The following is a 25,495-nucleotide window of genomic DNA, read 5'->3' on the forward strand; positions in this document are numbered from 1 at the left end:
GCCTGGCGCGGTGTTTACCTTATTCCTGATTTTCGCCACGCTCGCGGGCAATGGCGCGGTAGCCAATGTCCTTGCGATAGAAGCAGCCTTCCCAGTCAATCGAAGCCGCGAGCTTGTAGGCTTGCTGCTGTGCAGCGTCAACGCTGGCGCCCATGGCCGTTGCGCAAAGCACCCGACCGCCGGCCGTTACGACTTGACCGTCCTTGAGTGCAGTACCGGCGTGGAAGACTTTGCCTTCCAGTGCGGCGGCTGCATCCAGCCCCTTGATGGCCACGCCTTTGGCGTAGTCACCAGGATAGCCGCCAGCGGCAAGCACGATGCCGACGCTCGGGCGTGGATCCCATTGCGCTTCTACTTTGTCCAGCGCCTGGGCCAGAGCAGCCTCGACCAGCAGCACCAGGCTCGACTGCAGGCGCAGCATCACCGGTTGGGTCTCAGGGTCGCCGAAGCGGCAGTTGAATTCGATGACTTTTGGGTTACCAGCCTTGTCGATCATCAGACCGGCGTACAGGAAACCAGTGTAGACGTTGCCTTCCTCGGCCATGCCGCGCACGGTCGGCCAGATCACCAGGTCCATGACGCGCTTGTGCACTTCGGCGGTGACCACTGGCGCCGGGGAGTAAGCACCCATGCCGCCGGTGTTTGGACCGGTGTCGCCGTCGCCGACGCGTTTGTGGTCCTGGCTGGTGGCCATCGGCAGGACGTTCTTGCCGTCGACCATGACGATGAAACTGGCTTCTTCGCCGTCCAGGAACTCTTCGATGACCACGCGCGAACCCGCATCGCCAAAGGCATTGCCCGCCAGCATGTCGCGCACGGCGTCTTCGGCTTCGGCCAGGGTCATGGCGACGATCACGCCTTTACCGGCGGCCAGGCCATCGGCCTTGATCACGATCGGAGCGCCTTTTTCACGCAGGTAAGCCAGGGCCGGCTCGATCTCGGTGAAGTTCTGGTAATCGGCGGTCGGGATCTTGTGGCGAGCCAGGAAGTCCTTGGTGAAGGCTTTCGAGCCTTCCAGCTGCGCAGCGCCAGCGGTCGGACCGAAGCAATCCAGGCCACGGCTGCGGAACAGATCCACAACACCGGCAACCAGCGGCACTTCAGGGCCAACGATGGTCAGGGAAACGTTTTTCTCGGCAAAGTCTGCCAGTTGCTCAAGCGCCAGTACGTCGATGGCGACGTTCTCGCACTTGGCTTCGATGGCGGTACCGGCGTTGCCCGGCGCCACGAACACCTTCTGCACGCGCGGATCCTGAGCCACTTTCCAGGCCAGGGCGTGTTCACGGCCACCGCTGCCAATGATCAAAACATTCATTTCAAAAACCTCGGATGACGCAAATCTGGGAACTGTAGGAGCGAGCTTGCTCGCGATGGTGGTTAACGATAACGCGGGGTGTCTGAAACACTGTGGCGTCTAGTCGTTCTTCGCGAGCAAGCTCGCTCCTACAGGGGAGTGCTGTGCTGTCAGTGACGGAAGTGGCGCATGCCGGTAAATACCATTGCGATACCGGCTTCGTCGGCAGCAGCAATCACTTCAGCATCACGCATCGAGCCGCCTGGTTGGATCACGGCAGTCACGCCCGCCTTGGCCGCATTGTCCAGACCGTCGCGGAACGGGAAGAAGGCGTCGGAAGCCATCACCGAACCGGCTACCTGCAAACCGGCATGTTCCGCCTTGATAGCAGCAATACGCGCGGAGTTCACGCGGCTCATCTGGCCGGCGCCGACACCGATGGTCTGGCGATTCTTGGCGTAGACGATGGCGTTGGACTTCACGTACTTGGCAACTTTCCAGGCGAAGATCAGGTCATGGATTTCCTGCTCGCTCGGTGCGCGCTTGGTCACCACTTTCAGGTCGTCGGCGCCAATCATGCCGATGTCGCGGCTTTGTACCAGCAGGCCACCGTTGACGCGCTTGTAGTCCCAGGCCGCCGCGCGGTCAGCCGACCACTCGCCGCAGGCCAGCAGGCGTACGTTGGCTTTGGCAGCGACGATGGCGCGGGCCTCTTCGCTGACCGACGGAGCGATGATCACTTCGACGAACTGACGTTCGACGATGGCCTTGGCAGTCTCGGCGTCCAGTTCGCGGTTGAAGGCGATGATGCCGCCGAAGGCGGATTCGGTGTCGGTGGCGTAGGCCAGGTCGTAGGCCTTGCGGATGCCGCCTTCGGCATCAGGGCTGACAGCCACGCCGCACGGGTTGGCGTGCTTGACGATCACGCAAGCCGGCTTGACGAAGCTCTTCACGCATTCCAGCGCGGCGTCGGTGTCGGCCACGTTGTTGTACGACAGTTCCTTGCCTTGCAGTTGGGTCGCGGTGGCGATGCCGACTTCGGCAGGCTTGGCTTCAACATAGAACGCCGCGCTCTGGTGCGGGTTCTCGCCGTAGCGCATTTCCTGGGCCTTGATGAACTGGCTGTTGAAGGTACGCGGGAACTCGCTGCGACCTTCGGTGCTCAGGGTGTCGGCAGACTGGTTCACGGTGCCCATGTAGTTGGCGATCATGCCGTCGTAGGCGGCGGTGTGCTCGAACGCCTTGAGCATCAGGTCGAAACGCTGGGCGTAGGTCAGGCCACCGGCCTTGAGGTTTTCCAGGACGCTGGCGTAATCGCTGGCATTGACCACGATGGCCACGTCTTTATGGTTCTTGGCGGCGGAACGGACCATGGTCGGGCCGCCGATATCGATGTTCTCGATGGCGGTCGGCAGGTCGCAGCCTGGCTTGTTGATGGTGGCTTCGAACGGGTACAGGTTGACCGCTACCAGATCGATCGGCTTGATGCCGTGCTCGTTCATGATGGCATCGTCGATACCGCGACGACCGAGGATCCCGCCGTGGATTTTCGGGTGCAGGGTCTTCACCCGGCCGTCCATCATTTCCGCGAAGCCTGTGTAATCCGCGACTTCCACTGCGGCAACGCCGTTGTCCTGCAGCAGCTTGAACGTCCCGCCGGTGGAGAGGATCTCGACGCCCAGGGCTTCAAGCTCCTTGGCGAATTCGAGGATCCCGGTCTTGTCGGAAACGCTGATCAAGGCGCGGCGGATCGGCAGGCGGGTAGTCTGGTCGGTCATCTCAATTTCCATCAAAAGCAAAGGAAGTCAGCAAAAAAGGCGACCGGTTTTACGCGGGCGCCTTTCTGGTTTGATTGAATGCTTACAACAAATCGTACTGCTTGAGTTTCTTGCGCAGCGTGCCCCGGTTAAGCCCGAGCATCTCGCTGGCCTTGGTCTGGTTGCCCTTGACGTAGTTCATCACGCACTCGAGCAGGGGAGCCTCGACTTCGGAGAGCACCAGGTTGTACACATCCGTGACGGCAGCGCCCTCAAGGTGGGCGAAATAATTGTGCAGCGCCTTCTCGACACTCCCGCGAAGGGTCTGACCTTCTTCGCTTGGCGTATTGAGGTGCTGTTTCAAATTCACGTTGTCGCTCACGGGTGTTGTTCCACTCACTAAAGTCTCGGTCATCATCGTCATGCGGCCACCCACTCTCCGTCCCCTGTCAGGCTCTTGTAACGCTCGGCGAAAAACGCCCGAACGTTGGCGCATTGTGCATCCGTACCATCCAAACGATTGAAGTGGGCGCGAAACTCCCTGGCGCCCGGCAGGGTTGCGAGATACCAGCCCACATGCTTTCGAGCAATGCGTACGCCCATGACATCACCATAGAAGGCGTGCAGGGCAGCCAGATGCTCTAGCAGAATGCGTTCCACCTCGATCAGTTCCAGCGCCGGGAGTTTCTCGCCGGTACGCAGGAAATGCTCGATCTCGCGAAAAATCCATGGCCGCCCCTGGGCAGCCCGGCCAATCAACAGGCCATCGGCACCGGTCGCGTCGAGCACGTACCGGGCTTTTTCCGGCGAATCGATATCGCCATTGGCGAAGACCGGAATCGACACCGCCTGCTTGATTGCGGCAATGGTGTCGTACTCGGCTTCACCGGTGTACAGGTCGGCACGGGTGCGGCCATGCACCGCCAGCGCCGTAATGCCTGCCTGTTCGGCGATCTTCGCCACCGTCAGGCCGTTCTTGTTGTCCCGGTCCCAACCGGTCCGGATCTTCAGGGTAACCGGCACATCGACCGCAGCCACGACGGCCTGCAGGATCTCGGTTACCAGGGGTTCATCCTTCAACAGTGCGGAACCGGCAGCCTTGTTGCAGACTTTTTTTGCCGGACAGCCCATGTTGATATCAATGATCTGCGCACCCATTTCAACGTTGGCACGGGCGGCGTCCGCCAGCATCTGCGCGTCCCCACCGGCGATCTGTACCGAGCGTGGCTCGGGATCACCTTCGTGGATCATGCGCATGCGCGACTTGCGGGTGTTCCACAAACTCATGTCGCTGGTGACCATTTCCGAGACGACCAGTCCCGCGCCCAAGCGCTTGCACAGCTGACGAAAGGGCTGGTCGGTGACACCCGCCATGGGGGCGAGAATCAAGCTGTTATGTAATGTGTATGGGCCGATGCGTACCGCCGACATAGGACTTCCCTGTTGTGGGGCCGGATCATGAGAGTTCGAAAAAGGGTTGGCATGATACCCGCTCTCGATGACTGGATAAAGGCTGAATTGAACAAATTCTGAACAGTTATTCTGTTATTACCCGTGGTTTGGTTTGCCTGGAGCAGTCAGAAAGCCGGCGTTAATCCGGGAGTAATGAAGCGTTTTACTCCGGAGAGTGGAAGCTCAGACTGTAGTTCACGGCCTTGGCACCTGGGTCGAGAATGTCCAGGGCGATGTGGATCGGCGTTTGCGGAGGCATCTCCGCCATGCCTTCGAGATCGCCATTGAGGTACTCGCCAGGCTTGAAGCGACGACTGGCGATCAGATGGCCATTGAGGTCGGCGAAGCGCAGTTCCAGCAGCGGGAAGGGCTGGGAGAAGGGCGCGCGGTTATAGATGATCGCATCGACCACCAGGGCGCCATTGAACTCGGGGTGGCTGCGCACCACCAGGTTGCTGCTTTTGATTTTCGCGATGTCGACTTTGGAGGGCACGGTGCAGCCGATTTGCGGGCACAGTTGCTGGAACCACGGGCGATATTGATCCTGTCGCGCCAGTTCGTCGAAATGGTAGGCGATGTACTGGCCAGCGAGGGCGCCTGCGGCAATCAGCACCAGCAGCAACCACAACAGCCGTCGGCCCCAAGGTGAGCGGCGTTTTTGCCAGTCCAGTTGCAGCGGGTCGTCGGTCAGGTCTTGCAGCGCTTCGGCGCGCACGCCCGGTTCGCTGCGTTCGCGTCGCTTGCGCAGCGGTTCTATCGAGGGCAGGTTGTCGTCGATTTCGCTCTCGTCGGCGGCCGACAGGCGTTCATGGTTCAGCGGCGCATCAAGAGGGTCGTGCAATCGCAAATGGGGTGGTTGCGATTCGTCGTCGAGATCAACCGGTTCCAGGGACAGCGAAGGTTCGGTGCGTGAGGTTTTGCTCGTTTCGACCGTCGGCTCTGGTGTTTCAAGGCTGTCGAGCGGTTCGTCGACTGGCGCACGATCGGCCGCCGACGCGCTGAACAGGCTGTCGGACCACGGCTCTTCGTCGTCCTGCCCGGCGCTGTCGCGACGGGCGCTCAGCGAGTCGTCGCGATGGCGGCCGAGTTCGGTGGCCGGCTGGATTTCCCGCTGTTCGAGCCGGGCGAGTTCTTCGTCGAGGTCGAGACTGTCCAGGTCCAGTTCGGTCGCGCTCCATTGCTTTTGGCTGATGGCGCGCGGTGGCGATGGCTCAAGGGGCTCCTCAGGCTGCACAGGCGGGAGCGGCGTCGCGACCGGTGCTTCCTTGCCGGCCTGCTCAAGCAACTGCCTGGCGGCATTGAATACCTGCAGGCAGGAGCCGCAACGAACCACCCCGCGAGCCACGCTCAACTGGGCATGGCTGACGCGGAAGCTGGTTTGGCAATGCGGGCACTGGGTGACGAAGCTGTCGGTCATGCGGCGATCCGGATTATGCAGGCGATCATTCTAGCGCCGACGGCCAGTGATGCGTACCCAGCCATCGCGATTGGCGATTGGGTCCAGATCGAAGTCCCTGGCGTAGGCGGCAGCGACTTCGTCACCCTGTTCGGCGAGGATGCCCGACAGCGCCAGGCGCCCGCCCGACTTGACCAGGCCCGACAGCTGCGGTGCCAGGGAAACCAGCGGGCCGGCGAGAATGTTGGCCACCAGCACATCGGCCTGAACCTGCGGCAAATCTTCCGGCAGATACAGTGGGAACAGTTCATCAGCGATGTTATTGCGCCCGGCGTTGTCGCGGGACGCTTCCAGCGCCTGCACGTCGATGTCGGTACCCACGGCCTCCTTGGCGCCCAGCAGCAGGGCGGCAATCGCCAGAATCCCCGAGCCGCAGCCGAAGTCCAGCACGTTGCAGTCTTTCAGGTCCTGGCCGTCGAGCCATTCCAGGCACAGTGCGGTGGTCGGGTGGGTGCCGGTGCCGAATGCCAGGCCCGGGTCCAGCAGCAAATTCACTGCATCAGGCTCCGGCGCGGCGTGCCAGCTCGGCACGATCCACAGGCGCTGGCCGAAACGCATTGGCTGGAATCCGTCCATCCAGCTGCGTTCCCAGTCCTGGTCTTCGATCACTTCGCTGTGGTGCTCGGGCAACGGGCTGCCGGTCAGCAGCTCCAGATGGGCCAATACCGGGCCTGGCTCGGTGCCGCCTTCGAACAGGGCCAGCAGGTGCGTGTGGGACCACAGCGGCGTGGTGTTGAGTTCCGGCTCGAAGATCGGCTGATCTTCGGCGTCCATGAAGGTCACCGACACGGCGCCCACTTCAAGGAAAGCGTCTTCATAGGTTTCGGCTTGTTCTGGGCTGATGGCGAGACGGACTTGCAGCCAAGGCATGGCGGGCACCTTTGAAAAATATTGATTGCAGCCTAGCGGGCTGCGAGAAGCGCGCAAGTTTACGCGAGCGCGGAGGTTTTGTGGGAGTGGCTTGCCCTGTACATCGACACATACCCCTGTGGGAGCGAGCTTGCTCGCGATGGCGGTCTATCAGTCGACATCGATAGTGGATTTGCCGACGCTATCGCGAGCAAGCTCGCTCCCACAGGGGGGCAGTCGGATGAAATGTCCAGATACAACAAAGCCGCCCGAAGGCGGCTTTGTTGATCGGGTCGAAGCTTAGTGCTTCTCGCCAGCCAGCTTGTGCTCGAGGTAGTGAATGTTCACGCCCCCTTTGCAGAAGCCTTCATCGCGGGTCAGGTCGCGGTGCAGCGGGATGTTGGTCTTGATCCCGTCGACCACGATCTCGTCCAGCGCATTGCGCATGCGCGCCATGGCTTCGTCGCGGGTTGCGCCGTAGGTGATCAGCTTGCCGATCAACGAATCGTAGTTCGGCGGAACCGCATAGCCACTGTACAGGTGCGAGTCGACACGAACGCCGTTGCCGCCTGGAGCGTGGAAATGCTTGACCGTGCCCGGGCTTGGCATGAAGGTTTTCGGGTCTTCGGCGTTGATCCGGCATTCCAGCGCGTGACCGCGGATGACCACGTCATCCTGGGTGAACGACAGCTTGTTGCCGGCGGCGATGCTGAGCATCTCCTTGACGATGTCGATGCCGGTGACCATTTCCGAAACCGGGTGCTCTACCTGGACACGAGTGTTCATCTCGATGAAGTAGAAGCGGCCGTTTTCGTACAGGAACTCGAAAGTGCCTGCGCCACGGTAGCCGATATCGATGCAAGCCCTGACGCAGCGTGCGAGTACTTCCTCACGTGCGTTTTCGTCGATACCTGGTGCCGGCGCCTCTTCAAGAACCTTCTGGTGACGACGTTGCAGCGAGCAGTCGCGGTCGCCCAGATGGATAGCCTGGCCCTGGCCATCGGAAAGGACCTGGACTTCCACGTGACGTGGGTTGGTCAGGAATTTTTCCAGATAGACCATCGGGTTGCCAAACGCCGCGCCTGCTTCGGAGCGGGTCAGTTTCGCCGAGGCAATCAGGTCTTCTTCCTTGTGCACAACGCGCATGCCGCGACCACCACCGCCGCCAGCGGCCTTGATGATCACCGGGTAACCGACTTCGCGACCAATGCGCAGAGCGGTTTCTTCGTCTTCCGGCAGCGGGCCGTCAGAACCCGGAACAGTCGGTACGCCGGCAGCGATCATGGCGTGCTTGGCCGATACCTTGTCGCCCATCAGGCGAATGGTTTCGGCTTTCGGGCCAATGAACGCAAAGCCGGATTTCTCGACCTGCTCGGCGAAGTCGGCGTTTTCCGCAAGGAAACCGTAGCCCGGGTGAATGGCGGTGGCGCCAGTCACTTCGGCCGCGGCAATGATTGCCGGAATGTGCAGGTAGGAGTGGGCGGCCGATGCCGGACCGATGCAGACGGATTCGTCTGCCAGGCCCAGGTGCATCAGTTCCTTGTCAGCCTTGGAGTAAACGGCGACGGTCTTGATGCCCATCTCTTTGCAGGCGCGCAGGATCCGCAGGGCGATCTCACCGCGGTTGGCGATCAGAACTTTTTCCAACTTCGCAGTCATCAAAGGCTCTCCGCGGTTCAAACGATGGTGAACAGCGGTTGGTCGTACTCAACCGGCTGGCCGTCTTCGACGAGGATGGATTCGATCACACCGCTGGTTTCAGCTTCGATGTGGTTCATCATCTTCATGGCTTCAACGATGCACAGGGTGTCGCCTTTCTTCACGGTCTGGCCGACTTCTACGAAGGACGGCGAGGTTGGCGAAGACTTGCGATAGAACGTACCGACCATCGGCGAACGGGCAACGGTGCCGTTCAGTGCTGGCGCGGCGGCGGCAGCAGGTGCGGCAGCGGCAACCGGAGCGGCGGCAGCGACAGGCGCGGCAGCCGGAGCATGCATTGGAGCTGGCGCGTAGTACTGCTGAGCCGGGGTCTTGCTATGACGGCTGATGCGTACGGACTCTTCGCCTTCCTTGATCTCGAGCTCGTCGATGCCGGACTCTTCCAGCAATTCGATCAGTTTCTTAACTTTACGGATATCCATGAATCATCAACTCCCAAGGGTCGGTCAGGGGCGGTTAACTTTTTGTTCAAGCTGTTCCAGGGCGGCCTCCAGGGCCAGTCGATAACCGCTGGCGCCAAGGCCGCAGATCACTCCCACCGCTACGTCGGAGAAGTAAGAGTGATGGCGGAAAGGTTCGCGTTTGTGCACGTTAGACAAATGCACTTCGATGAATGGGATGCTCACCGCCAGCAGCGCGTCACGTAATGCGACACTTGTATGTGTAAAAGCTGCTGGGTTGATCAGAATGAAGTCCACGCCTTCACTGCGGGCAGCGTGGATGCGGTCGATCAATTCGTACTCGGCGTTGCTTTGCAGGTGCAGCAAATGGTGACCGGCTTCGCGGGCACGGCGTTCCAGGTCCTGGTTGATCTGCGCCAGCGTCGTGGCGCCGTAGGTGCCCGGTTCGCGAGTGCCGAGCAGGTTCAGGTTGGGTCCGTGCAGAACGAGTAACGTCGCCATCGGCGGTTCCTATGTTATCTGTGAGCAATTGTCAGAACCCGGCGACTATGCCGCAAAGCCTTTGTGACTGTCCAGTTCTCTGCAATAGCCAGCACGATGACCGATGTTTGCGCGAAATATATGACTGCTTGATTAAAATTGGTCATTCGCCCTGGTTACACGTTCGGCGAAGTCCCTGGCGTTGATCTCGCCGATCACCCGCACATCGGCGCGTTCGACACCGTCCTTGCCAAAAAACATCAGGGCCGGGGGGCCGAACAACTGGTAGCGATCGAGCAGGGCGCGTTGCTCGGCGTTGCTGGCGGTGATGTCGAAGCGGATCAGCCGGTAACCCTTGAGGCGTTCGATGACGACAGGGTCATCCAGTACCTCGCGCTCGATGACCTTGCAGCTGATGCACCAGTCGGCGTACCAGTCGAGCAGCAGCGGTGTGCCGGACGACCGGGCCTCAGCGAGCACGCGGTCCAGATCGGCGGAAGTGCTGACGGTTTGCCAGGTGCTGGTGTTTTGCGCGGGTCCGTTGTTTTCAGCGATACGGGGCTGGCCGATCGGGTTGAACGGGTCGGTCTGGCCGCTGAAGGCGCCATACCAGCAGGCCAGTGCGTAAAACAGCAGGAACATGCCGAACAATTGCCCCAGGCGTTTGCGTGGTGGTTTATAGACGAACTCCAGCGCACCCATGAACAGGCCGACACCGCCGGCCAGCAAACCGATCAGCAGCAAGGTGACCTGCCCTGGCAGGACACGGCTGAGCAGGCCAACGGCCAACCCGAGCAACAACACACCAATCGCGTTTTTCACGTAGACCAGCCACGGACCGCTCTTCGGCAGCCAGGCTGCGCCACCGGTGGCCACCAGCAACAGCGGCGCGCCCATGCCGAGGCCGAGCATGAACAGTTTCAAGCCGCCGCCCAGCGCATCGCCACTGGCGCTGATGTACAGCAGCGCCCCGGCCAATGGTGCCGAAACGCAGGGTGAAACCAGCAGGCTGGAGACCACGCCCAACACCGCGGCGCCCAACAGTGAGCCGCCTTTGGTGCGGCCGGCGATGCGGTCCAGGCGACTGCTGATGGAGTGGGGCAGCTTGAGTTCGAAGACGCCGAACATCGCCAAGGCAAACACTGCAAAAAACATCGCGAACGGCACCAGCACCCAGGCCGATTGCAGTCGCGCCTGTAGATTGAGCTGGGCGCCGAACAGGCCCATCAGGGCGCCGAGCAGGGCAAAACAGGCGGCCATCGGCAGCACATAGGCCAGTGAAAGATTGAAACCGCGCCAGCCACCGACCTGACCGCGCAGCACCACCCCGGAAAGGATCGGCAGCATGGGCAGCACGCATGGCGTGAACGTCAGGCCCAGGCCGGCGAGGAAAAACAACGCCAGTTCGCGCCAGCTCCATTGATAAGCCGTCGCCGGAGCGCCGCTGCCGTCGATGCTCAGGCGCTCGGTTTCCGGCGGATAGCACAGGCCTTTGTCGGCACATCCCTGATAGGTCACGACCAGGGTGAAGGCACGTTGGTCGGTGCGCGGCAACTCAATGTCGAGAATGCCGTGGTAGACCTCGACATCGCCGAAGTATTCATCGTGCTTTTTCTGGCCGTCGGGCAGTTTCGCCGCGCCGAGGAGGACATCGGCCGGGTCGGCGCGAAACTGAAAACGGTGGCGGTAGAGGTAGTAACCTTCGGTGGCGACGAAACGCAACTTGATCGATTGCGGTGTGCTGTCTACCAGGCTCAGCTGGAAAGCTTCGCGCACCGGCAGGAAGTCGGCGCTGTTGTTGATCGAGCCCAGGCTTGAGCTGGGTCGGTTCTCCAGCAAGCCAGTGGCGCTGGCCGGCAGGACGAACACTAAAAACAACAGGCAGAGCAAGCGGCGCATGACGATCTCGCGTATCGGAATTGGGGGGATGATAGCGGACGGCGGCGTGATATGCAGGAGGGGAGTCTGAGGTGTTTGTTCTGACGCCATCGCGAGCAAGCTCGCTCCCACAGGGGATTTGCGTCGTGCACAAATCAAATGTGGGAGCGAGCTTGCTCGCGATGGCGGTCTATCAGACGCGGAAGGCCTGAACGGCTGTATGCAATCGACCACCCAGCACCAGAAGATTTTCTCCCTGTTCACGCCCTTCACCAATGCGCAGCAAATTATCCCCGCCCAGCTGGTGAATCCGCTCACTGTGGTCACGGATTTCGCTGACAGCACCGCTTTGCTGGGCGGTGACATCGGCGATGCGTACCGCCGTGTCGGAAATGGTCTGGATCGCCCCGACGATTTTATCCAGCGCGCCATCAGCGGCCTGGGCCTGGCTGGCCGTGGCTTCGGCGTGTTCGACCTGGGCTCGCATGCCCTCCACCGATTGCCGCGCGGCGGTTTGCAGCCCTGCGATCAGCGTCTGGATTTCTGCGGTAGCCCCGGCGGTACGTTGCGCCAGTGAGCGCACCTCTTCGGCCACCACCGCAAAACCTCGGCCCATTTCCCCGGCCCGAGCCGCCTCGATGGCGGCGTTCAAGGCCAGCAGGTTGGTCTGGTCGGCAATCGAGCGGATCACCGTCAACACGCCGCCGATGGTGGCCGACTCTTCGGCCAGGTGTTCGATCATTTGCGCATTGCCTTGCACTTCATCCACCAGCGCATGCAGGCCGGTGAGGCTCAGGCCGATGACTTTCTGTCCATGCTCCACGGCCAGGCCGGCGTGGCGGCTGGCTTCGGCGGCCTGGCTGGCGTCGCCGGCGACTTGTTGAATGGTCACTTCCAGTTCGCTGAGGGAGTCGCGGATCAGTGCCGTGTCGCCAGCCTGATGCTCGGCACCGTCATGCAGGTCGTTGCTCAGGTCGGCCAGGGTGCGGCTGCTGCCGGCCACCTGTTCGGCGTTGCGGCGAATGGTCCCCACCAGGTCCACCAGATACGCACGCAGGCGGTTGAGCGACGCTTCAATGTCATGCAATTCGCGGTTGGTGTTGCCCAGTTGAATGTCGCGGCTGAAGTCGCCTTCGGCCCAAGTCGAGAGGGCCGGGGCGAGGTTGGTCAGGGTCCGTGCGAGTTTGCGTTGCAGGGTGTCGATCAGCAATGCGATCAACAGAATCAAGCCGATCATCACGCCTTGCATCAGCCGTACTTCACCCTGGATCTGCCCGTGCTGGGCGCGCACCACTGGCTCCATCCCGGCAATGGCCTGTTGCACGTCGGCGATTTTCAGGTGGGTCGCCGCGCTGAGGTCGGCGCGTTTGCGGATTTGATCGCGAGTGCGCGAGAGCTCGGCCGGATAGCGGATGAGCAGGCTGTTGAGCTCGCGCTTGAGGCCGACGCCGGCATCTTCGGCGACGGTTGTTTCCTTGTTCTCCAGGCCCATCATCGAGGCGAAATCATCGGTGTTCGACTCGCTGCTGGTGGTCACGCCCAGCAATGGCAGGGCGTCGAGTTTCTCTGCCTGGATACGGATGTTGGCCACTTCGCGTTCGACATCGGCGGCCAATTCGCTACGGCCGCTGCTGACCAGTTTGTCCCGGGTCAGGGACAATTTTCCCAAGTGTTGCGATGCGGTGAGCAGCGGCGTGAGGTAGGCCGCATTGCCACTGGCGTACTGGCTGAGCTGATCGAGACTGGCGCCCAGTTCCCGCTCGGCCTGCAGCAGCAAGGCCTGCGGATCACCTGCCAGTTTGCCGGCGGCCAGCAGGTCGGTCTTGCTGAATTCTTCAAGGGTCGACAGGCTGGGGCGCAACGCCTCGGCCAAGGCCGGTGGCAATTCGCCGAGTTCTTTTTGCAGGCTGTCGATGCCTTGGGCGGCACTGCTCAGGCGCAGCGCATCGCCGCTGCCCAGGTAATCCTCAATGCTGCGGGCGACGTCATTCTGAAATTGCTGCGACAGGCCCAGGTAGCGCTCCATTAATAGATATGGACGCTCCAGGGCTTTCTGCGACCACCACAGCGTAGCGCCGAGGGCCACGCACACGGCCACCAGAAGGAGGGTATTGAGATTGGTCAGCAGCTTCAGGCGCATTACGGACTACCAACGGCAGAAATGGTAAGTGCCTGAAGTTATTGCGTTTCTGTTACAGGGTTATGACCGTATCGGTCGATTCCGATAAAAAAGTGGCACTTTGCTTTGATGTGCGTGCGCCCTGTACGCGATTGCGTCCGCCGTGTTTGGCGCGATACAGCGCTTCGTCCGCCTGGTTGGCCATCATCAGGCTGTCGGAGCTTTCGCAAAGCTCAACCACTCCGGCACTGAAGGTGCACCACAGATCCTCGGGTTGCGCGGGATAGTGAATCTCGGCAAAGCGCTGACGGATTTCATCGAGCACGTTGTAGGCCGCTTCGATATCGGTATCCGGCATGACGATGGCGAACTCTTCGCCACCGTAGCGGCCGATGAAGTCGGTTTTGCGCAGGCGTTGCTTGAGAAACAGCGCCAGGCTCTTGATCACCCGGTCGCCCATGGGGTGGCCGTGGCTGTCATTGACCCGTTTGAAGTGGTCAATGTCGAGCATGGCAAAGCTCAGTGGCTTGCTTTCGCGGCGGGCGCGGAACGAGCAGTCTTCGAGCAATTGCAGGATATGCGTGTGGTTGTACAACCCGGTGAGACTGTCGCGGACCATCCGTGCCTTGAGGTTGCGTGCCCGGGCCGCGCGGTTGCGCACGGTGGTGATCAGGTGCCGGGGCTTGATCGGTTTGGTCAGGAAGTCGTCGCCGCCCTCGCTCATGGCGTCGAGCTGCTTGTCCAGGTCGTCTTCGGCCGACAGGTAAATGATCGGCACGCTGACGTAACGGTCGTTATGGCGGATCACCTTGGCCAGTTCCGTACCGGTGCAGGCCGGCATGTACATGTCGAGGATGATCAGGTCCGGCTGGAAGTCCGCCAGTTCGGCCATGGCCTGGATCGGCTCGATGAGCGTGCGGGTGACGATCCCGGCGCTGTTGAGCAGACGCTCGGTGTGCAAGGCCTGGGCGCGGGAGTCGTCGATGATCAGCACTTTATAAGGCTCGTACTGGGCAACGCAGGTCAGGACTTCGATCTTCTCCAGCAGGCTCGACGCTTCGAGGGTGCCGGTAAGGAATTCCTGGCCGCCGGCACGCACTGCGGCCAGGCGGGTCGGGGTGTCGGTTTCGTGCAGGCTGAAGAACAGCAGCGGCAGCTGATGATCGAGGCCTTCCTGGGCTTCGGCGGCCAGTTTCAGGCCGACACCGGTGCCACTAAAGTCCACGTCCATGACAATCGCCGCCGGCATGCGCTCGACCATCGATGAGCGAAACGCGTCTACGCTGTCCAGGGACTGGGCGCTGAGGCCGAAGAATTCCAGTTGTTTGGCCAGGCGCTCGGCGCGGTCGTGATCCTGCAACATCACGTAGATGGGCTTGCGCAGCGGCGGCAGGAAGGTTTGATCGAGTTGGTCGCCATGGCGCAGGCCGGTGCGTGACAGGCGCTGCATCAAGCGGTTGAGATCGGTGATCAGGCCACTGCTCAGGCGTCCGCGATTGGCGTCGACCGCTTCCAGTGACTGACCTATGTGGCGTGCCAGTTGCGAGTGTTCCGGTTGTTCGAAACGCTCGGCGAAACGCAGCAGGCGCAGATTGGCCTCGCTCAGTTCCGAAAGGTCGGCGGTGGACCACTCACTGCGTTGCAGGCGCTGCCATATCTCAAGAATCTGACGAGCCTGATGAATTACCCGCTGGGCAAAGTGGTGCTTGAGGCGCTCGCGGCTGGGATCTTCTGGCTCGGTCATATCCTGACTACTAGTTAGGGTGCACACTGAGGTCGAGTGGTGGCTCTATGCTAGCACCACTTTTCCATTACATGAGTGCTGTACGTCAATAATCTGCAATGTGTCTTTATTCAGTTTGTGACTGGCCGGTCTTGTTCTAGCCTTTCAAGTCGCGGTTTTAAGGGGCGAAGTGCCTGAATCAGGGCACTTGGCGGGCGCGGGGTGGAAGTGGACGAGTGACGGAACGCCGGCCATTCATGATTTTTTTGCCAGTGCTGATCGGCCCGTTTTTTTGGGCTTTAGAGGGTCGGGGATTCCCTTAGGGTGGCAATCCAAACCATTAGGGGGGATTTTGAGGGTCGCAGCGTCGTCGGGTGCACAGACGTTCTTTTGATCCGCAAGCCCGGTAATTTTCCACATCGGTGCGATGGCGGGTGCCGGGCCAAGGCACGTTGTTGTATGGTTGTGGTCGAACCGTTGAACTCAAGAGCTTGAAAGGATATCGCCATGCTGGACTGGAAGAACCGCACAGACAGTGCGCCTGAACGTACCGCTGAACCGAAGTCGGAGACCCGCAGTTATCTGGGTGGTCTGTTGTTCAGCCGGGCACTGGCCACTCTGCTGGGCATCTACCTGTTGGTGGCGAGTGTCCTGGGCTGGTACTGGAGCCAGGAGCCGGCGCTGTTCCCGGTCCAGCAAACCGCTCAACTGGCGGCCGAGAAAGAAGGCAAGCAGATGGTCGTCGGCTACACCACGGTGGAAACCCTCAAGACCGTTGCCGGCACCTTGCTGACCAAGCAGGGCGGCTATATTTCCAACGACCGATTCCCGCCAGGCCTGTGGATGGACAACATGCCGAGCTGGGAATATGGCGTGCTGGTGCAGGTCCGCGACCTGAGCAGGGCACTGCGTAAAGACTTCGCCCGTTCGCAATCGCAGTCCGCCGAAGACGCCGACCTGGCCAAGGCCGAGCCGCGCTTCAACTTCGACAACAAGAGCTGGGTGCTGCCATCCAGTGAGTCCGAGTACCTGGAGGGCATCAATTCCCTGAGCCGCTATCAGGCGCGACTGTCCGATCCTAACCAGAAGAGCGCGTTGTTCTATGCCCGCGCCGACAACCTGAACAACTGGCTGGGTGACGTCGGCACCCGTCTGGGTTCGCTGTCGCAACGACTGTCGGCCAGTGTGGGCCGGGTCAAGCTCAACACTGCGCTGAAGACCGAGGTGGTGACGCCGGGTGTGGCGCCGCAAGTCGATGAGGAAATCGTCGAAACCCCATGGCTGCAGATCGACAACGTGTTCTACGAAGCTCGCGGCCAGGCCTGGGCTCTCTCGCATTTGCTGCGCGCCATTGAAGTCGACTTCGCCGATGTGCTGGCCAAGAAGAACGCCACGGTCAGCGTGCGCCAGATCATTCGTGAACTGGAAGCGTCGCAGGAGCCGGTGTGGAGCCCGATGATCCTGAACGGCAGTGGCTTCGGCGTACTGGCCAACCACTCGCTGGTCATGGCCAACTACATTTCCCGGGCCAACGCGGCGGTGATCGATTTGCGTCAACTGCTCAATCAGGGCTGAGTCATGGTCGATAATGCCAGGGAGGCCGCGCACCGTGCGGCTTCCGATGCCGAACAGATCGCCTGGGTTGACGAGCAGGACAACCTGCTCGGCGCCCTGGTCCGTTCCGATTTGCGCGAGCGCGGGCTGATCGGGCGCGGCACCTACATTATGTTGTTCAACTCCGCTGGCGAGCTGTGCGTGCATCGCCGCACCCTGAGCAAGGCAATCTATCCCGGTTTCTGGGACGTGGCGGCGGGGGGCATGGTGCTCGCCAGTGAAACCTATGCCGAGTCGGCGGCAAGGGAGCTGGAGGAAGAACTGGGCGTGAGTGGTGTGGAACTGACCGCCCATGACCACTTTTACTTTGAGGACACCGGCAATCGCCTGTGGTGTTCGGCGTTCTCGGCGGTGTGGGACGGCCCGTTGATCCTGCAACCGGAAGAGGTGCTCGAAGCGCGCTTTATCCCCATCGATCAGGTCATGCTGGAAATCGAGCAAAAGCCTTATTGCCCGGACTCTCTGGCCGCGTTGAAGCGCTATTTGCGCTCACGCCGGATCGACGTCGCAAAACAGCTATAAATTGGCGCCGATTGGCTCTTAGCAATCGGCGTTTTTGCCGTTACACTGCGCGACCTTTTTAAACTGAACCGGTATTGCTTCCTGTAGGAGCGAGCCTGCTCGCGAAAAACGCAAGAACGACACGGGCTGTCTGACGTCCCGCGTCATCGTTGACGTCCATCGCGAGCGAGCTCGCTCCTACAGTGAAATGAATGTCGTACCGTTTCAGTAGCGCTGCCCCTGCCTGAGTGGGGCTTCGCGGTCGATAGCCTTCCCAAGTGCTGCGACCAGTCTTTGTCCTCCGAAGAGGATTGCCGGTGGCCAAAAAAGCCGCATCCTTCGCCGCCTTGGGCGGCCTGGTATTTTCCACCGACGCAGGTCGTCATTGCCCGGAATGCAGTAAACCGGTGGACGCCTGCATCTGCAGACAGACCGTTATCCCGGCCGGCGACGGCATCGCTCGCGTGCGTCGCGAAAGCAAGGGCCGTGGCGGCAAGACGGTGACCACCATCACCGGCGTGCCGTTGGCTGAAGACGCGCTCAAGGACCTGGCCACGACGTTGAAGAAACGCTGTGGTACCGGTGGGGCGCTGAAAGACGGTGTCATCGAAATCCAGGGCGATCATGTCGAGCTACTCTTGGCAGAACTGATCAAGCTCGGTTTCAAAGCGAAGAAGTCCGGCGGCTAGCAGCCTCTGTGAAAACCACCCTCGGCTTGATCCGGTCCTGATGACATTCAGGTCCGGCATCGTCTACATGGTTTTCACAGAGCCTGTTCATGACCGGTATCTAAACTCACTGCGGTCGGCGGGGTCTATTGCCTCGTTGACGAACCGTCATTTTCATTCTTTAGACTGCGCCGGCCTGAACCCAGGCGACGCACTATGACTTCTTTATAGGGGACTTCGATGTCCGTACGACGCACACGCAAAGACGATGGCAGCCAATGGACAGTTGCGGACAGCCGCAGTGTTTACGGGATTCGCCATTGGGGGGCCGGGTATTTCGCGATCAATGACGCCGGTCGCGTCGAAGTTCGTCCGAACGGTCCGAGCAGCTCGCCTATCGACCTGTACGAGCAAGTCGACCAGCTGCGCAAAAGCGGCCTGTCCTTGCCATTGCTGGTCCGTTTCCCGGACATCCTGCAAGACCGCGTGCGTCAGCTGACCGGCGCATTCGACGCCAACATCGAGCGTCTGGAATACCAGAGCAAGTACACCGCGCTGTACCCGATCAAGGTGAACCAGCAGGAAGCGGTGATCGAAAACATCATCGCCACCCAGAACGTTTCCATCGGCCTGGAAGCCGGCTCCAAGCCTGAACTGCTGGCGGTGCTGGCACTGGCGCCGAAGGGCGGCACCATCGTCTGCAACGGCTACAAGGACCGCGAGTTCATTCGCCTGGCGCTGATGGGCCAGAAGCTCGGCCACAACGTGTTCATCGTGATCGAGAAAGAATCCGAAGTCGGCCTGGTGATCGAAGAAGCGGCTTCGCTCAAGGTCAAACCTCAGGTCGGCCTGCGCGTGCGCCTGTCGTCCCTGGCCTCGAGCAAGTGGGCGGACACCGGCGGTGAAAAATCCAAGTTCGGCCTGTCGGCGGCACAACTGCTGTCGGTGGTCGAGCGTTTCCGCGCGGCCGGCCTGGACCAGGGCATTCGCCTGCTGCACTTCCACATGGGTTCGCAGATCGCCAACCTCGCTGACTACCAGCACGGTTTCAAGGAAGCGATCCGTTACTACGGCGAACTGCGCAACCTCGGCCTTCCGGTGGATCACATCGACGTCGGCGGTGGCCTGGGCGTGGACTACGACGGCACGCACTCGCGTAATGCCAGTTCGATCAACTACGACATGGACGACTACGCTGGTGTCGTGGTCGGGATGCTCAAGGAATTCTGCGATGCGCAAAGCCTGCCGCACCCGAACATCTTCTCCGAAAGCGGCCGTTCCCTGACCGCGCACCACGCGATGCTGGTGATTCAGGTGACCGACGTCGAGAAACACAACGACGACGTGCCGCAGATCGAGAACAAGGAAGCGCTGCCGGAAACCGTGCAGTGGCTGGTGGACCTGCTGGGTCCGACCGACATCGAAATGGTCACCGAAACCTACTGGCGCGCCACGCACTACATGAGTGATGTTGCCTCCCAGTACGCCGACGGCAAGCTGACCCTGGCCGAGAAAGCCCTGGCCGAGCAGTGCTACTTCGCCGTGTGCCGTCGCCTGCACAACTCGTTGAAGGCACGCCAGCGTTCCCACCGTCAGGTGCTGGACGAACTCAACGACAAGCTGGCCGACAAGTACATCTGCAACTTCTCGGTGTTCCAGAGCCTGCCGGACACCTGGGCCATCGACCAGGTCCTGCCGATCATCCCGCTGCACCGTCTCGACGAAGAGCCGCTGCGTCGTGCGGTACTGCAAGACCTGACCTGTGACTCCGACGGCAAGATCAACCAGTACGTCGACGAGCAGAGCATCGAGACCAGCTTGCCGGTGCACGCGTTGAAAGAAGGTGAGGACTACTTGCTGGGTGTGTTCCTGGTCGGTGCCTACCAGGAAATTCTTGGCGACATGCACAACCTGTTCGGTGACACGGATTCGGTGAACATCTACCAGAACGCCGATGGCAGCGTGTACCACGCCGGTATCGAAACCCACGACACCATCGAAGACATGCTGCGTTACGTGCACTTGTCGCCGGAAGAACTGATGACCCACTACCGCGACAAGTGCGCCAGTGCCCGCATCAGCGCAACCGAGCGCACGCAGTTCCTCGATGCCTTGCGTCTGGGGCTGACCCGTTCGTCTTACCTGTCTTCCTGAGGTAAGCGTCACGCTCATCAGGTTGTCTGAAAATTTACCGTTCGCTGCGGAAATTTCAGATGACCTGGTGCGGCAATTCTCCTGTTCCAGGCGAAATTTCCAACATCTTCGACGACCCAACGCATTTGGTCTTCTTTTCGCGTAGGTTATTTCCTAATTTGTATTTCGGCACTCTACTCGGCCATGTCTCTCAGCGAGAATCCCCGGCCGCCCCTCCTGTAGAGAAACGCCGATGTTCAATCCAGTCAGCGAACCGTCATTTCGTCTGGATGTAGCAGGTCTGCCCGATTCCTTAGAGGTCCTGGTCTTTACCGGCAGAGAAGCCATCAGCGAGCCGTTCGTGTTCGACCTGGAACTGCTGATCGAAGACCCGGTGCTTGACCTTACCAGTTTGCTGTATCGCCCTGCCTCGTTGCATTTCGGACCAGCCGGAAGCTACGTGCATGGACAATTGCATGAGCTCGTCCAGCGTGACCACACCAGCGGACCCCGACTCTGCCAGGTGCGCCTGGGGCCAAAACTGGCTTGCCTGGCCCAGCGCTTCAGCCAGCGAATCTTCAGTGCCCGATCAGTGCCGCAAATCCTCGACCAGGTCCTCAAGGAGCACGGCATTACCGGCAAGGATCGACGTCTGGAGCTGAGTGGCCAATACCCGTCCCGGGATTTTTGCACACAATATCGAGAGTCAGACCTGCAATTTCTCCAGCGACTGTGCGCCCAGGAGGGGCTTCACTACCACTTCGAACACCGGGCCCGGGGGCACTGTGTGGTGTTTGGTGATGACCGGCAGCATTTTCCAACCGGCGAACCTGTGGTATTGCGCAGCGAGGGCGATCGACCGGCGGTGCGGCAGTTCGAACGTCGGCGTAGCGGTGGGACAGCTGTGCAGTGCGCCGAATGCCGGACGGACCTGGCGACCTTGCGCAGCGGTCGACTGATGCCGCTGTCCGGTCATCCGGTTGCCGATTGCAATCGGCTCTGGCTGCTGACCTGCGTTGAGCATTGGGGCAGCCAGGATACGACGACGCCTTACCACAACCAGGCCCGTGCCCTGCACTGGCCGGCACCCATCAAACCGCCCTGTGCGACGATCGAACCAAGGATGCATGGCCCGCAACGGGCGTGGGTCGTCGAGGTCGATGAGCCAAGCCCTGACCCGCAAAGGCCGGTACCGGTGCAATTCGACTGGCTTTATCAGGGCGAAGGGGCGACGCCCAGTCATTGCTGGCTGCCCCTGGCCAGGCAGTTGCAGGGTTCGACGTTCACGCCGATACGGGAAGGGACCGAGGTGGTCGTGGGTTTTGTCGAGGGCGATCCCGATCAACCGCAGATAACCGGGGTGCTGCATGCGCCGGCAACGGTCGAGGTGACGGACGCCGACACTCCCCAGCCCGGCTGCACCCATGATGAGGGCCTGGAGCAATGGTTGCGCTCGGGGGAGCCATTGCTGATGTTGTGCCTGCTACCCGGTGGCGGCAGCTTCAACCATTGCGCACAGGCTTTGTGCACCTGTCGTCTGGCGAAGCAGCTTGGCCAGAGCTCTGGAGCATGATTGTCACACGTACGCCCGAGGCACCCCCGCAGTGGCTGTTGCTGGATGTGCCGGGCACGCCGCAGGCGGGTGTCACACTTCGGCAAATGTTTGCCCAGGCCCGATGGTTCGGGTTGTTCGAAGGCACGGAGTGGCATGCACTGCATGAACAGGGGCCGGTCCTGGTCGATCTGCGCACCTGCCCGGCACTGGCCGATTTATGCATCGTCGACGGAAAACGCTGGCCCGGATTGCTGGTGGTCAGCGAGGCGGGCGCTTCGTCGTTGCTGGCGCATTTGCGGCGCATGCTCACGGTCACGCTTGGCCTGCACCGGGCCCTTCTGAGTTACTACAACCCAACCACGGCGAGTTATTTTTTCGATGCCTGCGATGCGGTTGAACTAAGTCGCTGGCTAGGACCTATCCACCAGTTACGCTGGTTCGGCGGAAGTTGGGCCGACCGCGCGATGGGGTGTGAGGGCTGGCAGCGCTTGTCCAGCCCGGGGTTGTCGGTCAGCCCGTTGGCAGTCGAGGAAAGCCTCAGCGTTGGACAGCAGGGAAAATTGCAAACCTGCCTGCTCGAGCAGCATGCCTGGCGCTGGAACCGATCCACCGGTGTCGATTTTCCCCGCCTGTGGGCTCATGTGCAGGAGGGGATCGCGCTGGGGTTCAGCGAGCGCCCGGTGCTCGATGGCTGGATATGGCTACGCCTGCAGTATCCCGACGCGGCGCCCGTGCAGCCGTTGCCGGGCGGAACTCAACAGGAACGCCTCGATCACCTGCGAAACCTGTGGCAGAACGATCCACCCTGGCCATGAGGTCGAAATTGATTGTCGGGGCCACGCCCGATCAGTGAATACCGCCGGCGAACCAGCCATCGTTACGGCGCAGGCGCCAGGCGATCATGCCGAGGGTCAGGCTGCGCAGCAGCATGAACAACAGAAAGGTTATCCACAGGCCATGGTTGCCCCCGCCTTGCAGTGCCCAGCCGAAAGGCAGCACCAGCGCCACGGTCAACAGCATGCCGTTGCGCATTTCCCGGGCGCGGGTGGCGCCGATGAACAGGCCGTCGAGCAGGTAACTCCAGACGGCAATCAGCGGCAGTACGGCGAGGTAGGGCAGGTAGATGAACGCGGTGTCGCGCACACTTTGAATGTCGGTCTGCATCTCGATGAACAGATGCCCGGCGAACAGAAACAGCGCGGCAAAGCCCAGGCTTGCGAGCAACGACCAGCCACCGGCCACCACCAATGAACGGCGCAGGGCATCGCGGTTACGGGCGCCAAGAGCATGTCCGCACAGGGCTTCGACAGCGTGGGCCAGGCCATCGAGGGCGTGGGCGGTCAGCAGCAGGCCATTGAGCAAAAGAGCGTTGGCCGCGACCGTGGCGTCGCCCAGCCGTGCGCCTTGCACCGTGATCAGGAAGAACACCGATTGCAGTGCCAGGCTGCGGATGAAGATATCGCGGTTGACCGCCAGCAATGGCCGCCAACTCTGCCACAGCGCCAGTGCCGCCCAGACGATATGCCCGGGGTAGGCGCGCAGGGCTTTGCGGGTCATCAGCAAGCCGATCAGTGCGCCGGTCCATTCGGCAATCACCGAGGCCCGGGCAGCACCGACCACACCCCATTCCAGGCCGAGGACGAACCACAGGTTCAGGGCAATGTTGACCAGGTTGGTGCTCAGCAAAATCGCCAGGGGTGCCCGGGCATTCTGGGTGCCGAGGAACCAGCCGACCAGTGCATAACTGGCGAGCGCCGCCGGCAGGCCGAACAGGCGGGTATGGAAGAACTCGCGGGTCAGCTGATCGAGCTCAGCCGACGGTTGCATGAAATGCAACGCGACCCCGCTCAAAGGCACGCCCACCGCACCCAGGACCACGGCCAGGCCGATGGCGAGCAGCAGGCCCTGCAACAGAATCTGCCGCAAGGCGGCACCATCCCCACGCCCCGCTGCCTGGGCGGCGAACCCGGTGGAGCCCATGCGCAGAAAGCCCATGGCCCAGGCAAGGAAGGTGTACAGACTGGCCCCGACCGCGACGGCACCGAGTTGATGGGCGTGGGGCAGGTGACCGATGACGGTGCTGTCGACCAATGCCACCAGCGGTACGGAAATGTTCGAGAGAATCATCGGCGCGGCGAGTGCCCAGACCCGGCGATGGGTAGGGCGGTCGCGCCAGTCGGCGGTCAGGTTGGACATGCAGGCTCCTTGGAGGAGCGGGCATTGTAGCGGTGAAAACGGATTAGCTAAGTGAGCTCAATTCATAAAAGACCAGAGATCCAATGTGGGAGCGAGCTTGCTCGCGATAGCGCTCTTTCAGTTGAATCAATTTTTGATGTGCCGCCGCCATCGCGAGCAAGCTCGCTCCCACAGGTGTTCGGTGGGGTCAATGGATGATCCAGCTGAGCAACCACAGCCCCAGCACCAACCAGATGAAACCCATGATGAACGACGCATTGAGAAAGGCGCGGATCGCTGACCACAGCAGGATCAGGCCGAGGATCAAGGTCACGATGCTGATGACCGAGGTATCCATGCCCAGCGCCTGGGACAGGCCTTCGATGAAATTGCTGCTGGCGTTGCTCAACAGATTGAACAGACCACTGAGGCCATCAACGATGAAGCGGATGATCGAGCCGAGTACCTGGCCGAGCCATTCGGAAAAACCTTCTACCTGCATGAAGTGAACGTCCTGTTTAAAGAGAATTGAGTCTTGGGCTGTCGATCAGGCTGCCGAGTTCCCACAAGCATAGAGGGTTGCACAGAGAACATGCATCTTCTGCCCTTGCCTTCACCTGTGATCCCCCCGAAGCTATACGTCTTCAGGAGAGCCCGATGAACCTTGTTGAACTGACCGAACGCCTGCACGCCATCCGTGACCGCAATGACTGGCGGCAATTTCACAGCCCGAAAAACCTGGCCATGGCCGCGAGTGTGGAAATGTCCGAACTGGTGGAAATTTTCCAGTGGCTGACCGAAGACCAGTCACGCCAGTTGCCGGCGGACAAACTCGCCCACGCCGGGCAGGAAGTCGGTGACATCGTGCTTTATCTATTGCTGCTGTGCAGCGAACTGGGCCTGGACATGGACGCCGTGGTGCGCAGCAAACTGGCGGACAGCGAACGGAGATTCAGCTGATGAGCGACCGTCATTTCGATCAACTGGCGACCCGTTTCGCCGAAAAAATCTACGGCGGCGCCAAAGGTGCGATCCGTCTGGCGGTGTTGCAGGCCGATCTGGCCGAGGTCTTGCCCGACCGGCCGCTGCGCGTGCTGGACATCGGCGCTGGCCTTGGCCACATGTCGTTGTGGCTGGCACAGCGCGGCCATCAGGTAACCCTCGCCGAGCCTGCCGAGCCGATGCTCGAAGGCGCCCGCCAGCGTTTTGCCGAAGCAGGGCAGAGCGCCACGTTCATTCAGGCACCCTGGCAGGAGCTGCTCGGGCAACTCACCGAACCCTACGACCTGGTGTTGTGCCACGCCGTGCTGGAATGGCTGGCCGAACCCCACGCCATCCTGCCGGTGCTGCATCAGCTGACCAAGGCTGACGGCTGGCTGTCCCTGGCGTTCTACAACCGTGACGCGCTGATATATCGCAACTTGCTCAAGGGGCATTTCCGCAAGATGCGCAAGAACGACATGGCCGGCGAAAAGCAGAGCCTGACCCCGCAACAGCCCCTTGATCCGCGTGAGCTGGCGGCGCAACTTGAAGGTCTGTGGCAGGTCGAAACCATGAGTGGCGTGCGGGTTTTCCACGATTACATGCCGGTGGAATTCCAGGCCCGCGCCGAGCTGGCGGACCTGCTGGAAATGGAACTGGCCCACCGTCGTCATCCGAGCTTTGCCGGGCTTGGACGTTACTTGCACTGGATCTGTCGGCCTGTCTGATCGGAGCACGCA

22 protein-coding genes are annotated in these 25,495 nt (G+C 61.1%); 8 read left to right on the forward strand and 14 right to left on the reverse strand.

Annotation, left to right across the window (positions count from 1 at the left end):
* Positions 1–19 precede the first annotated feature (19 nt).
* The 12 genes from purD to gcbA all read right to left on the reverse strand — a co-directional run bounded on the left by purD (position 20) and on the right by gcbA (position 15,149).
* Positions 20–1,315, reverse strand: coding sequence for a phosphoribosylamine--glycine ligase (purD, locus tag AC1RP7_RS08495; protein WP_090452915.1), 1,296 nt, complete (start codon positions 1,313–1,315; stop codon positions 20–22).
* 149 nt (positions 1,316–1,464) lie between these two features.
* Positions 1,465–3,072 (reverse strand): bifunctional phosphoribosylaminoimidazolecarboxamide formyltransferase/IMP cyclohydrolase, encoded by a 1,608-nt coding sequence (gene purH, locus AC1RP7_RS08500; RefSeq protein ID WP_102669203.1) that lies wholly within the window; start codon positions 3,070–3,072, stop codon positions 1,465–1,467.
* A gap of 82 nt (positions 3,073–3,154) precedes the next feature.
* The gene (gene fis, locus AC1RP7_RS08505) at positions 3,155–3,475 is read right to left on the reverse strand and encodes a DNA-binding transcriptional regulator Fis (RefSeq protein WP_015093301.1); all 321 of its coding nucleotides are present in this window, start codon (positions 3,473–3,475) and stop codon (positions 3,155–3,157) included.
* On the reverse strand, positions 3,472–4,482 hold the full coding sequence (gene dusB / locus AC1RP7_RS08510) for a tRNA dihydrouridine synthase DusB (protein ID WP_150813557.1): 1,011 nt from the start codon (positions 4,480–4,482) through the stop codon (positions 3,472–3,474). The genes fis and dusB overlap by 4 nt, the downstream gene beginning before the upstream one ends.
* A gap of 184 nt (positions 4,483–4,666) precedes the next feature.
* Entirely contained in the window at positions 4,667–5,920 is a 1,254-nt protein-coding gene (locus AC1RP7_RS08515) for a DUF3426 domain-containing protein (protein ID WP_154910385.1), read from the reverse strand.
* Between the two features lie 30 nt (positions 5,921–5,950).
* On the reverse strand, positions 5,951–6,829 hold the full coding sequence (gene prmA, locus AC1RP7_RS08520) for a 50S ribosomal protein L11 methyltransferase (RefSeq protein WP_090452919.1): 879 nt from the start codon (positions 6,827–6,829) through the stop codon (positions 5,951–5,953).
* A gap of 279 nt (positions 6,830–7,108) precedes the next feature.
* Positions 7,109–8,467 (reverse strand): acetyl-CoA carboxylase biotin carboxylase subunit, encoded by a 1,359-nt coding sequence (accC, locus tag AC1RP7_RS08525; RefSeq protein ID WP_057712161.1) that lies wholly within the window; start codon positions 8,465–8,467, stop codon positions 7,109–7,111.
* A 17-nt stretch (positions 8,468–8,484) separates the two neighbouring features.
* A complete protein-coding gene (gene accB / locus AC1RP7_RS08530) occupies positions 8,485–8,949 on the reverse strand; it encodes an acetyl-CoA carboxylase biotin carboxyl carrier protein (RefSeq protein WP_008053948.1) in 465 nt (154 codons plus the stop codon).
* Positions 8,950–8,973: 24 nt separating this feature from the next.
* Positions 8,974–9,429, reverse strand: coding sequence for a type II 3-dehydroquinate dehydratase (gene aroQ, locus AC1RP7_RS08535; protein ID WP_493181605.1), 456 nt, complete (start codon positions 9,427–9,429; stop codon positions 8,974–8,976).
* 132 nt (positions 9,430–9,561) lie between these two features.
* Positions 9,562–11,307: a protein-disulfide reductase DsbD gene (locus tag AC1RP7_RS08540; protein WP_493181606.1), complete on the reverse strand. Its 1,746-nt coding sequence runs from the start codon at positions 11,305–11,307 to the stop codon at positions 9,562–9,564.
* A 172-nt stretch (positions 11,308–11,479) separates the two neighbouring features.
* Positions 11,480–13,426 carry a methyl-accepting chemotaxis protein gene (locus AC1RP7_RS08545; RefSeq protein WP_493181607.1) on the reverse strand — a complete coding sequence of 649 codons (1,947 nt, stop codon included), beginning with the start codon at positions 13,424–13,426 and terminating at the stop codon, positions 11,480–11,482.
* Positions 13,427–13,478: 52 nt separating this feature from the next.
* The gene (gene gcbA, locus AC1RP7_RS08550) at positions 13,479–15,149 is read right to left on the reverse strand and encodes a diguanylate cyclase GcbA (RefSeq protein ID WP_057712158.1); all 1,671 of its coding nucleotides are present in this window, start codon (positions 15,147–15,149) and stop codon (positions 13,479–13,481) included.
* 486 nt (positions 15,150–15,635) lie between these two features.
* Between gcbA and AC1RP7_RS08555 the strand changes: the two genes are divergently transcribed.
* The 6 genes from AC1RP7_RS08555 to AC1RP7_RS08580 all read left to right on the forward strand — a co-directional run bounded on the left by AC1RP7_RS08555 (position 15,636) and on the right by AC1RP7_RS08580 (position 22,414).
* A complete protein-coding gene (locus AC1RP7_RS08555) occupies positions 15,636–16,703 on the forward strand; it encodes a DUF2333 family protein (protein ID WP_493181608.1) in 1,068 nt (355 codons plus the stop codon).
* Between the two features lie 3 nt (positions 16,704–16,706).
* Complete coding sequence (locus AC1RP7_RS08560) at positions 16,707–17,264, forward strand: NUDIX hydrolase (protein ID WP_057712156.1); 558 nt, start codon at positions 16,707–16,709, stop codon at positions 17,262–17,264.
* 296 nt (positions 17,265–17,560) lie between these two features.
* On the forward strand, positions 17,561–17,932 hold the full coding sequence (locus tag AC1RP7_RS08565; protein WP_057712155.1) for a translation initiation factor Sui1: 372 nt from the start codon (positions 17,561–17,563) through the stop codon (positions 17,930–17,932).
* A gap of 219 nt (positions 17,933–18,151) precedes the next feature.
* Positions 18,152–20,065 (forward strand): arginine decarboxylase, encoded by a 1,914-nt coding sequence (gene speA, locus AC1RP7_RS08570; protein WP_057712154.1) that lies wholly within the window; start codon positions 18,152–18,154, stop codon positions 20,063–20,065.
* A gap of 232 nt (positions 20,066–20,297) precedes the next feature.
* Positions 20,298–21,617 carry a type VI secretion system Vgr family protein gene (locus AC1RP7_RS08575; RefSeq protein ID WP_493181609.1) on the forward strand — a complete coding sequence of 440 codons (1,320 nt, stop codon included), beginning with the start codon at positions 20,298–20,300 and terminating at the stop codon, positions 21,615–21,617.
* Positions 21,614–22,414 (forward strand): DUF4123 domain-containing protein, encoded by an 801-nt coding sequence (locus AC1RP7_RS08580; protein WP_493181610.1) that lies wholly within the window; start codon positions 21,614–21,616, stop codon positions 22,412–22,414. The genes AC1RP7_RS08575 and AC1RP7_RS08580 overlap by 4 nt, the downstream gene beginning before the upstream one ends.
* Before the next feature lie 31 nt (positions 22,415–22,445).
* Here AC1RP7_RS08580 and AC1RP7_RS08585 read toward each other — a convergent pair whose 3' ends face one another.
* Complete coding sequence (locus tag AC1RP7_RS08585) at positions 22,446–23,795, reverse strand: MATE family efflux transporter (RefSeq protein WP_154910389.1); 1,350 nt, start codon at positions 23,793–23,795, stop codon at positions 22,446–22,448.
* A 187-nt stretch (positions 23,796–23,982) separates the two neighbouring features.
* A complete protein-coding gene (locus AC1RP7_RS08590) occupies positions 23,983–24,276 on the reverse strand; it encodes a hypothetical protein (protein WP_057712150.1) in 294 nt (97 codons plus the stop codon).
* A 155-nt stretch (positions 24,277–24,431) separates the two neighbouring features.
* Between AC1RP7_RS08590 and AC1RP7_RS08595 the strand changes: the two genes are divergently transcribed.
* On the forward strand, positions 24,432–24,734 hold the full coding sequence (locus AC1RP7_RS08595) for a MazG-like family protein (protein WP_085727452.1): 303 nt from the start codon (positions 24,432–24,434) through the stop codon (positions 24,732–24,734).
* The gene (locus AC1RP7_RS08600) at positions 24,734–25,483 is read left to right on the forward strand and encodes a methyltransferase domain-containing protein (RefSeq protein ID WP_057712148.1); all 750 of its coding nucleotides are present in this window, start codon (positions 24,734–24,736) and stop codon (positions 25,481–25,483) included. The genes AC1RP7_RS08595 and AC1RP7_RS08600 overlap by 1 nt, the downstream gene beginning before the upstream one ends.
* Positions 25,484–25,495: the final 12 nt, after the last annotated feature.

It is taken from the genome of Pseudomonas sp. GW822-FHT01E03, assembly GCF_058802985.1.